Here is an 11739-nt window from a genome sequence, read left to right as displayed (position 1 = left end):
GATTTTGTCTGAACCGTTGGTTTTTGCCGATTTTTTTGATCACGTAGGTTGCTGAATCAGCGGAATCAAAAGAATCATCTAAAAATCAGCGGTCAAAATCAGCAGTTCAAACACAATTTTAAAATAGTTTACGTTAAAAATGATAGAACAACTATTTTAGGATAAGATATTTGTGCCGAAGCGCATCCATTTTAAAAGGACCATTATAACCGACCCTAATAATTATGACTACCCCAACTTTTGTTCCGCCGGTACCCGCTAACGAAATGGACAGGCTGGTCGCCCTGAGCGATCTTGACCTGGATTATACCGACTTGCAGGACCAGTTTAAAGATCTGACCAAACTGGCCGCCAAAATTGCCGGTACCGATATGTCGGTCATCAACCTTATTGATCTTTATAACCAGTGGAGCGTATCGCACTTTAATATTGACGGCGGCCAAACCCCGCGAGAGGATACCGTTTGCCAGTTTACCATTATGAACGACCATCCGTTTGAGGTGAGCGATTTGCGGGCAGACGACCGTTTTAAAGATAAAGCCTACGTAACTGATTCGCCAAACATGCGCTACTACTACGGCCTGCCGCTGCAAATGGGCAATGGCAATAATATAGGCGCGCTTTGTGTACTGGATACCGGGATAAAAGAAATTACGCCCGAAAAAACGGAAATGCTGAAGATCATTGCCGACGAGATCGTTAACCGCCTGAAGGCGTTGAAAGCTATCGATTCGCTGAAGCACAGGCTGGACGCCGCTACCGAATCGCAAAAGCGGGTGGCGCATGATATCCGTGGGCCGATAGGAGGCATTATTGGCCTGGCACGGATTATCAGCGAACAGGGCGATGAAAACACGCTTGATGAGGTGCTTGAATTTATCAACCTGATACAAAAAAGCGGCGACTCGCTGCTGGAACTGGCCGACGAGATACTAAGTGCCGATAAACCCAAAAAAGAAGCAAAACTGGGTGCCGATGAGTTTAACCAATTGGTTTTAAAGGATAAGTTGGAAAAGCTTTACATGCCGCAGGCAGTTAATAAGAGTATCAACTTCGCTGTGACCACCAACCCCGAAACCGGGGTAGTGCCATTCTCAAAAAATAAATTGCTGCAAATTATTGGCAACCTGGTATCAAACTCTATGAAGTTTACTCCGGCCAATGGCAGCATAACGGTACGGTTATCGCTACGGGTACGCGAGTTTAGCAACGAATTGCATATGGTAGTTGAGGATACGGGCGTAGGTATGGATGAGGCCAAGATACAGCAGATAATGACCGGGCAAGGCAAAACTACCGACGGCACCGATGGCGAACAGGGCTACGGCTTTGGCCTGACACTGGTAAAGCATTTGGTTGATACGCTGAAAGGCCACATGTATATCACGTCGAAACCCGGCATGGGGACTTCGTTCGAGATCGTACTGCCGCAGGATAAGCATAGATAACTCCCCCCGTGTTAAACTTGTTACAATTCATCAGGATAGAACAGGATGCTGTTTGTTGGGTGTTAACATACCTTTAAAACATATAAACCGCCGTTTTACAGGCACCCTGTATTTTATTAGTCCTGGTATTGATGAGAGCACGCTTTAAAATCTTATTGCCCTTTTTATGTTCAGCAAGCATTGCTGTCAACGCCTTTGCCCAGGAGGCACAAACTAAATTTAAGTTTGATTTTGGTAGCGGCGAAGCGGCCAAAGGATACACTAAGGTAACCCCGCAGGATACATCGGTAGCGACTAAAGGGTATGGCTTTGATTTCGGTTCGAAGGTTACCGCGGTTACCCGTGATGCTAAAAAATCCTTAACAGGCGATTATATCACGGCTGACAAACCATTTTACTTCTCGGTTAACGTTCCCGAAGGGAATTATAAAGTAACGGTTACCCTGGGCGATATCAAAGGCGAAAGCACTACCACGGTAAGGGCCGAATCGCGCCGGCTGATGCTGGAAAAAGCGGTTACAGGCAATGGCGATACTAAAAAATATACTTTCATAGTAAACATTCGCAAACCGCAGATCAGTACCGGCGGCGAGGTGAAACGCAATGCCCGCGAGATAGGTAAATACGATTGGGACGATAAACTAACGCTGGAATTTAACGACAGCCACCCATGTGTAGATGCTGTAGAGGTAGAAAAGGTTGATGATCAGATCACCATATTTTTAGCGGGTAACTCAACCGTTGTAGACCAGGACGAGGAACCATGGTGCGCCTGGGGGCAAATGATCACGCGTTTTCTGAAACCCGGCGTTGCCGTGGCCGATCATGCCGAATCGGGCCTGACGCTGGGCAGTTTTTTAGGCAGCCACCGTTTAGATAAGGTATTAAGTGTAGCCAAACCCGGCGATTACCTGTTTATCGAATTTGGCCATAACGATCAAAAGGAGAAGGGGCCTAATGACGGGGCTTATAAATCGTATACCGAACGTTTCAAATTATTCATCAACCGCGCCCGCGAAAAGCAGATGATCCCGGTTATCGTAACCTCGACCGCGCGTCGAAACTTTAACGATAGCGGCCATACGATAAATAACCTGGGCGATTACCCCGACGCCGCCAGAAAGGTAGCCAAAGATATGAACGTAGCTTTGATTGATGTTAACGCCATGACCACTAAATTTTACGAGGCCCTGGGCAAGGATAATTCAACCAAAGCTTTTGTACATTACCCTGCCAATACTTTCCCCGGGCAAACCAAGGCGTTGGCCGATAATACCCACTTTAACAGTTACGGCGCTTACGAAATTGCCAAATGCGTAATGGAGGGTATTAAAAGCAACCATTTAGGCATCGAAAAATTTATTATCGATAAAACCACGTTCGACCCATCGCACCCAGATACGGTTGAGAATTTCAGCCTGCCGATGAGCGGTAAGTGGAGCGTGGAAAAGCCGGCGGGAAACTAATATCAAACGCTATGCAGGTAGCACTACCTGCATAGCCATACACCAATTAAAACCTGATCTGAAAGATGAGAAAGAAAATTATTTTGCTGGCCTTTGCCCTGGCACAGGCGGGCCTGCTAAGCGTAAAAGCACAGGAAGCGATGGAAACCGGCGGCAAAAGCATGCCCGACGAATGGATTGATAAGGATACCGGCCATAAAGTGATCCGACTGGTGCGTCGCCCGGGCACTACCAATGGTAGCTTTTATTTTAATAATTATTGTTTTATCCCGCAAAAGGGAGGCAAAGGCGATCTGATGGTGTTTTCGGGCAGTGTGGCCGATAAGACGATGGGCAACCAATTGTTCACTGTTAACCTGAAAACACTGGAAACAAAACAGCTGACCAATCACGCGAAGATTGCTGGTGAAATGGTTTGCCCTAAAACCAATGAGGCTTTTTATCAAAGCGGGGACAGTGTTTTTGCGGTTAACGCTTTAACTGGTAAGAACAGGTTTGTTTATGCCTTCGATCCGGCCTTTAAAGGTAGGGTAGCTACCGTTAATGCGGATGGTACTTACCTTGCTTGCGTTAAAGCCACCGGCGAATTAGAGCGAGAGATCCACGCTAAGTATCCTGAAAAAAGCCAGTACTTTAACCGCATTTACGATGCGCATATCGAGCATTTACTGTACACGCTGAATATCAAAACAGGCGAACTAAAGGAAATTCATAAAGAGAACGAGTGGACCAACCACTTACTATTTTCGCCGGTTGATCCTGATGTGCTATCCTATTGCCACGAAGGCCCATGGGAAAAGAACGACCGTATCTGGAACATCAATATCAAAACGCTGGATAACCAGTTGATGCATAAACGCACCATGGTGAACGAGATAGCCGGGCACGAATTTTTCGGTATCGGCGGTCAGCGCGAGTGGTTCGATTTGCAGAAACCTAAAGGGAAAACCTTTTTCCTGGCGGCTATTAACATGAAGACCGGTAAGGAAGACCGTGTTTACGAGATGGACCGCAACGAATGGTCGATACACTTTAATGTAACCAAAGACGAGCAAACCTTTGCCGGCGATGGCGGCGATCCCGGCCAGGTGGCCAAAGCTCCGGATGGCGAATGGATCTACCTGTTTAAACCCAACGGCGACCGCTTAAAATCGGAGAAACTGGTGATGATGAAGAACCATAACTACAAACTTGAGCCTAACGTACACTTCTCGCCCGATGAAAAATGGATCATCTTCCGTGCTAATTTCGAGAACGGCATAGAGCAGGTTTACGCGGTGGAGATTGCGAAGCATTAATTTTTCGGTTCATGGTTCATGGATTATAGTTCATGGATAAAGAAAGTTCTACCATGAACTATGATCTAAGAACTAATAAGGAACACAATACATGTTTGTAAACAAGAAAAATATAAAAATAGCCGCCGCGGTGGCGCTTTCATTAAGTAGCTATAGCGCTTCGGCACAGGTGAGCTGGCCTGTTATTACCAAACAAACCAAGCCATGGGCCCGTTGGTGGTGGGAGGGCAGCGCCGTAAACAAAAAGGACCTTACCTGGAATATGGAAAGCTACCGGGCTGCCGGGTTGGGCGGTTTGGAGATCACGCCTATTTATGGGGTAAAAGGTCACGAAAACGAGTTTATTACCTATCTGTCGCCGCAATGGGTAAGTATGCTTCAGCATACCTTGGCCGAAGGTAAGCGCCTTGATCTGGGTATTGATCTGGCCAACGCTACCGGCTGGCCGTTTGGCGGCCCATGGGTAAGCACAGAAGACGCCAGTAAAGAGTTGTTTTGGAAAACTTACGAGGTAAAAGGAGGTGAAAAGCTGAGTGAATCTGTAAGCTTTACCCAACAGCCGCTCATTCGTGCAGACGGAGTTGCACCCAAGATAACCGATTTGGTAGAACCCATCAGCAGCAATAAAAATATGCAGCTAATGGCGCTCGACCAGGTGCGTTTTGAAAAGAAACTACCCCTGACCATACTGATGGCTTATGATGGCAAAGGTCAGCACATTAACCTCACCAATAAAGTAGGCGCTGATGGTAAATTGGATTGGACAGCCCCTGCGGGCGATTGGAAACTGTGCGCACTGTTTTTAGGCTGGCACGGTAAAATGGTAGAACGTGCCGCTCCCGGTGGCGAGGGTTATGTGATCGATCACTTCAGCAGGCCAGCGCTTGATCATTACCTGGGGCAGTTTGATAAAGCTTTTAAAGGTAAGGATGTAAGCGGTATCCGTGGTTTCTTTAACGATTCGTACGAGGTGGATGATGCCCGCGGGCAATCTAACTTTACGCCGCAATTTTTTGATGAGTTTATGAAACGTCGCGGTTACGATCTGCGCGATCATTTGGATGCCCTGTTAGGCAAAGCCGATAAAGAAACCAGCAACCGAGTAATTTGCGATTACCGCGAAACCATATCCGACCTGTTGCTGGATAACTTTACCAAACCGTGGCACCAGTGGGCCAAATCAAAAGGCGCTATCATTCGTAATCAATCGCATGGTTCGCCCGCTAATATTTTGGATCTGTATGGCGCTATCGATATCCCTGAAACAGAGGGTAACGATGTGTTGAGCTACAAACCGGCCACATCTGCCGCGCACGTAATGGGTAAACCATTGGCATCATCAGAATCGGCTACCTGGCTTAATGATCACTTCCTGTCATCGCTGGGCGATGTGAAGCAGGCTATTGATAAGTTGTTTATTGGCGGTGTTAACCACATCTTTTATCATGGCGTAAGTTACTCGCCAAAAGATGCGCCATGGCCGGGATGGTTGTTTTACGCGGCAGTGCATTTCAATCAAACCAATCCGTTCTGGGGCGATTTCTCGACGCTGAACAATTACATCGCCCGTGTGCAATCGTTCCTGCAGCAGGGTAAGCCTAATAACGATGTGCTGGTTTATTACCCATTGTTCGATAGCTTCTCGGATCTCGGCCGCGGCGACCTGCTGAAACACTATGCCGGTATGCGCCCTGATTTTATGGGGACAGGTTTCGAAACCGCTTCGGCTGAAATGCTGCAAAAAGGCTATACCTTCGATTTTATATCCGACAGGCAGATCTTGAACGTACAATCGGCAGGCACAAAGCTGATGACAGGCGGCAATAGCTATAAGACCATTCTGCTACCTAATGCCAAATATATCCCGGTTGACGTTTTCGCTAAGATCATGTCGCTGGCTAAGGCCGGTGCTACTGTAGTGGTTTATAAAAATCTGCCTTCAACAGTGCCCGGATACGGTAAGTTGGATGAGCGCGGCAGCGCGCTGATGGGGCTGTTAGCTCAACTGCAATTCAGCAATACCAATAATGGCGTTAAAGAAGCTAAAGTTGGCAAAGGGCGCTTCCTGCTTTCGGATGAGGTTACGCCTTTGATGGCTGTAGCCGGTATTGGTCGTGAGGAAATGACTGATTCGGGCCTGCAATTTGTGCGCCGTACTTACAAAACAGGTAACAGCTATTTTATATCTAACAAAACAGATAAAGTGGTTGATGGCTGGGTGCCGCTATCGGTTGACGCCAAATCGGTGGTGATCTTCAATCCTATGACCAAACGATCGGGCATAGCAAAAATAAAGCAGGATAAACATACCAGTGTATACCTGCAACTGCAACCCGGCGAAAGCTGCGTGCTGCAAACATCGCCAACCGTAATTACTGGCGCGCCATACATTTATTATCAAACAGCAGGCGATGCCGTTACTATAACCGGCGATTGGACACTTAAATTTATGAACGGCGGCCCGAGTATCCCTGCCGATATTAAAACCGGCGAGTTAAAATCGTGGACGGAGCTGGGCGGCGATGACGCTAAGGCATTTTCAGGTACGGGCAGCTATACCATCACCTTTAACAAACCTGCCGGTACAACCGGCACATGGCAGCTTGATTTAGGTAAAGCCCACGAAGAAGCCGAGGTGTTTTTAAACGGTGCCAAACTGGCAACGCTGATAGGTCCGCGGTATACACTGAACATCTCTGCCGCACAGTTAAAAGCAGTAAACAAACTGGAAGTTCGTGTGGCCAACCTGATGGCCAATCGTATTATCGATATGGATAAAAAGAATATCCCGTACAGGATATTCTATAACACCAACTTCCCGTCACACGGTCGCGATTCGCGGGGTGCCGATGGTTTGTTTACGGCAATAAACTGGTCGCCAAAACCATCAGGTTTGATGGGGCCGGTAACGTTGACGCCGTTGGCGGTGAAGAAACCGTAACAGGAGCTTCATCGGCGAGTGGACTCACCCGGTCGTGGCTACGCCCGACCACCCTCTCTCGCCTTTGGCGAAAGAGGGGATCCGATACTGTTCCTATTCTCTTTCCGCGCAGCGAAGAGAGGGTCGACCAGCGTAGCGCAGTCGGGGTGAGTATATATACCAGGCGTAAAGCTCCTCAGCCATCATGTACTGTCCTGATATTAAGGGTTTAACCCGCCCAATCAGGACACCCCATGACGGCTGTTTTTTTGATGACCCCTATGTTTGTATAACAATTATAACAAACCGTAATCGGCTATTTTATCAGTATAAAAATTAAACATCGAAGGATATGGTTCGTGTTTTGAACACATCCGGGCAATATAAAAAGATCACTAAACCTCTCTTCTGTAATAAATTGGTTAATAAAGGAGATAGCGACCCGCCCGGGCCGCTTTTCTCGTTTTTTACAGGATACTACAGGATGCCATTTGGTAAATTATCTTATAAGTTCGTGTACCAATTATAGCTTCGGCGCAAGGTAATTTCTGCTGAATGAATTGCAAACCAGTCACCATATATGGGCAATAGGAATTTTTAGTTTTAAAATTCTTAAAAACCAATATGAGTTATGAACAGAAGAATGATTTTTAAACCAAACGGCTTTAATTTTATCCTTAAAAAACTGCAAACGCTTGCTTTGCTATTGTTGTGCGGCGGTATGGCTCGGGCCGATATTAAGCTGCCCTCGGTTATTGCCGATAACATGGTGCTGCAGCAAAGATCTAAGGTGAACTTATGGGGCTGGGCATCGCCGGGAGAAAAGGTGAGTGTAGAATATAGCTGGTCTAAAAGCGCCATAGTTGCTACCGCCGATAAAAATGGCAAGTGGAATATTTCTATAGTCACCCCGGCCGCAAGTAAAACCGCTTACAGCCTTACTTTCAAAGGCAAAAATACCATCGAAATAAAAAACGTACTGATAGGCGAGGTGTGGTTGTGTTCGGGACAATCTAACATGAAATTTACCATTGCTAAAGGCCCGGCCACCTGGGAAACCGGCGTGAACGATTACGAGGCCGAAGTAGCCAAGATCAATAACCCATACATTAGGGAGTACACCGTTAAAGAAACTGTTTCGGATACGTTGATGAATGATACCCAGGGCGAGTGGCAGGAAGCCAACCCAGGTAACGCCCGCCTGTTTTCGGCAGTGGCTTATTACTACGCCCGCGAGATCTATGCAAAAACAGGGTTCCCCATCGGGCTGATCGCTTCTACCTGGGGAGGTACCCCAGCCGAAGCCTGGACGAAGAAGGAAGTGTTGCAATCGGACGCCGATCTGAACGTTATCCTTTCCCGTTATGATAACGCGCTGAAAAGCTATCCGCAGGAAATGAAAAACTACCCTGCATTACTGGCGCAATGGCAAAAGGATACCGCCGCTGCACGCCTGCAAAATATAAAAGCCCCCAAGGCCCCGGCAAAACCTGCCGACCCGATGACCAACAGCAAATCGCCTTATAAACTGTATAACGGTATGATAGCGCCTATTATTAACTACACGGTAAAAGGTGTGATCTGGTATCAGGGCGAAAGCAATGCCGACCATGCTTACCAGTATCGCAAACTGTTCCCGGCCATGATAAAAAGCTGGCGCGATGACCATCACGATCAAAACCTGCCGTTTTATTTCGTGCAGATCTCGCCACACTATACCCAAAATGCCGAGATCCGCGAAGCGCAGTTGCTAACCTACCGCAACGTGCCGCATACCGGTATGGCTGTAACTATTGATAACGGCGACTCGGCCAATGTACATCCGCGTAATAAGGAACTGGTTGGTAAGCGCCTGGCATTGTGGCCACTTGCGCATGATTATGGTTTTAAGGAGATGCCTTATTCAGGTCCGCTTTATAAAGCTATGAAAATCGAAGGCGATAAGATCCGCATTAGTTTTGACGAAGTGGGCGAGGGATTAGTAGCCAAAGATGGCGACCTCAAAGAATTTACTATTGCCGGCGATGACCACGTTTTTCATGGCGCGCAGGCTAAAATAGAAGGAAATATGCTGATAGTGAGCAGTTCGCTGGTAAACAAACCGGTAGCGGTGCGTTTCGCGTGGCGTAGTATTCCGTATCCCAATTTATATAATAAGGCCGGATTACCTGCCTCGCCATTCCGAACGGATAGCTGGCCGGGCCTTACTGAAGGAAAAAACTGATGATAAACTGAAACCCAAATTAAAATAAACCATCGTGCTTATGAAGAAAATATACTTTCCATTGCTTTCACTGTTGCTGGTAACTGTGGCAACAACACATGCGCAAACCACTGCCGCAGGCCGCAAAACACTATCTTTCGACAAGTCATGGTTGTTTTTCCAGGGCGATCCATCCGGAGCCGACAAAACAAGTTTTGCAGATGCGCAATGGAAAAAGGTAGATGTTCCGCATGATTGGATGATTTTGGGTGAATATAATAAGGATAACCCTACAGGTCGAGGCGGTGGTTATTTGCCATCGGGTACAGGTTGGTACCGTAAGCATTTTACTATGGATGATGCAGATGCTGCAAAACAGGTGAGCATCGCGTTCGATGGTGTAATGGCCAACAGCGATGTTTGGATAAACGATTTTCACCTGGGCAAACGGCCTTATGGCTATATCAGCTTTATGTATGATCTGACCGGCCACCTTAACTTTGGCAATGGCAAAAGCAATGTGATATCAGTGCGTGCCGATAACTCGGTGCAGCCCGCCTCGCGCTATTATACCGGCGCGGGTATTTACAGGCATGTAAGGCTGGTAGTTACCGATGCGCTGCATATTGATAACTGGGGTGTATACGTAACCACACCAAATGTTAGTGCCGATAAAGCAACGGTGCACGTTAAAACAACCGTCGTTAACTCGGGAAGATCAACCCAAAACTTTACGGTAAAAACCACTTTTGCAGCTGCCGATGGCAAACCGGTTAACGCCTCGACGTCAGGTGGAACGCGCAGCGTGCCTGCGGGTGGCTCGGTTACCGTAGAGAACGACTATACTATCACCAAGCCTGAGTTATGGAGCACTGACAAACCTGCTTTATACCAAGCGCTTACATCGGTAAGTGTTGGCGGTAAAGTGGTTGATGATCAAACCACCAGTTTCGGTATCCGCGAAGCGAAGTTTACCGCAGAAGAAGGCTTTGTACTAAACGGTAAAAAGCTGATGATAAAAGGTGTTTGCCTGCACCACGATGGCGGCGCGGTAGGCGCGGCTGTTCCATTGCGAGTTTGGGAGCGCCGATTGCAATTACTAAAAGACTTGGGCGTGAACGGTATCCGTACATCGCACAACCCGGTAGCCCCTGAGTTTTTAGACCTATGCGACCGCATGGGTTTTGTGGTGATGGACGAGAACTTCGACACCTGGGAAGCCAACAAAGTGCGCGGCGAAGGCGGTTACGATAAGTTTTTTAAACAATGGGGCCTTACCGATACCCGCGATATGGTTATGCGCGACCGTAACCACCCATCCATCGTGATCTACAGTATTGGTAACGAGATCCACGATAACCTGGGCGACTCATCGGGCTTTAAAAAATACCGCGATATGCAGGACCTGATCCACAAGACTGATGGCACACGCCCGGTTACCATGGCGCTGTTCCGCCCCAATGTATCCAAAGTATACGATAACGGCTTTGCCAAAATGATGGATGTGGTTGGCCAAAATTACCGCGAAAACGAACTGGTTGCCGCCCACGAAGCGCACCCGGATTGGAAAGTGATCGGTACCGAAAATGGCCATACCCTCAGCGCCTGGCTGCCTATGCGCGATAATAAATATATGGCCGGCCAGTTCCTGTGGACGGGTGTAGATTACCTGGGCGAAGCCGACTGGCCAAATACCGTTAACGGGCAGGCTTTGTTAGACCGTACTGGCGGCTCGCGCCCTTTAAGTTATCAGCGCGAAAGCTGGTGGTCGGAGAAACCGGTAGTGCATATTGTGCGCAAAAGGGATAATGCTGGTGGCGGCCCAATGGTAGCCGATTGGACGCCTGCTGATATGGCGGCTTATACAGATGCCCGCGTATCGGTTTACAGCAATTGCGATGAAGTGGAGTTGTTTCTGAACGGTAAATCATTGGGTGTGAAGCTGAAACCGGCTAATGACGCGCCACGCGATTGGAGCGTTCCGTTTGAAAAAGGCACTATTAAAGCTGTAGCTAAAAATGGCGGTAAAGTTGTTGCCAACGATGAGCTCAAGACCGCCGGTGCACCTGCTAAAGTGATATTAACGGTAGACCGCCCGAAAATAAATAACAACTGGGACGATGTAGCCTATGTAACTGCACAGGTGGTGGATGCAGATGGTGTGCTTTGCCCCAACAGCGATAAGGTGGTAACCTTTAGTGTGACCGGTCCGGCTGTTATTGCTGCTACCGATAACGGCGATCTGGCCAATCACGATTCGTTTATACTGCCATATCGTAACAGTTTTAAGGGCAAATGCATTGCTATTATAAAAGGCAGCGCTATGGGTGCGGTAATGGTAAAAGCATCGGCGCCGGGTGTGGCTACAGGTTCGGTGGCTATTAACGTTGTAAAATAATAAGCT

At 47.7% G+C, this 11739-nt stretch carries 6 protein-coding genes; all 6 read left to right on the top strand.

Translation table 11 applies throughout. The features are described from left to right. Nucleotides 1–224: 224 nt before the first annotated feature. The 6 genes from HQ865_RS10595 to HQ865_RS10570 all read left to right on the top strand — a co-directional run bounded on the left by HQ865_RS10595 (nucleotide 225) and on the right by HQ865_RS10570 (nucleotide 11733). A complete protein-coding gene (locus HQ865_RS10595) occupies nucleotides 225–1448 on the top strand; it encodes a GAF domain-containing sensor histidine kinase (RefSeq protein ID WP_173414878.1) in 1224 nt (407 codons plus the stop codon). Nucleotides 1449–1603: 155 nt separating this feature from the next. Further along, nucleotides 1604–2914, top strand: coding sequence for a rhamnogalacturonan acetylesterase (locus HQ865_RS10590; RefSeq protein ID WP_237073786.1), 1311 nt, complete (start codon nucleotides 1604–1606; stop codon nucleotides 2912–2914). A 65-nt stretch (nucleotides 2915–2979) separates the two neighbouring features. Continuing rightward, nucleotides 2980–4212 (top strand): oligogalacturonate lyase family protein, encoded by a 1233-nt coding sequence (locus HQ865_RS10585; RefSeq protein ID WP_173414876.1) that lies wholly within the window; start codon nucleotides 2980–2982, stop codon nucleotides 4210–4212. A gap of 91 nt (nucleotides 4213–4303) precedes the next feature. Next, on the top strand, nucleotides 4304–7153 hold the full coding sequence (locus tag HQ865_RS10580) for a glycosyl hydrolase (protein WP_173414875.1): 2850 nt from the start codon (nucleotides 4304–4306) through the stop codon (nucleotides 7151–7153). A gap of 610 nt (nucleotides 7154–7763) precedes the next feature. Continuing rightward, nucleotides 7764–9356 (top strand): sialate O-acetylesterase, encoded by a 1593-nt coding sequence (locus HQ865_RS10575; RefSeq protein WP_202020468.1) that lies wholly within the window; start codon nucleotides 7764–7766, stop codon nucleotides 9354–9356. A gap of 40 nt (nucleotides 9357–9396) precedes the next feature. Further along, nucleotides 9397–11733: a glycoside hydrolase family 2 TIM barrel-domain containing protein gene (locus HQ865_RS10570; protein WP_173414874.1), complete on the top strand. Its 2337-nt coding sequence runs from the start codon at nucleotides 9397–9399 to the stop codon at nucleotides 11731–11733. The last annotated feature ends 6 nt before the right edge of the window (nucleotides 11734–11739 follow it).

Origin of the sequence: Mucilaginibacter mali, from assembly GCF_013283875.1 — a bacterium.
In the GTDB taxonomy this organism is placed as follows: Bacteria; Bacteroidota; Bacteroidia; order Sphingobacteriales; family Sphingobacteriaceae; genus Mucilaginibacter; species Mucilaginibacter mali.
The sequence above is the reverse complement of the archived record's forward strand: the minus strand, read 5'-3'. Positions and strand labels throughout refer to the sequence as shown.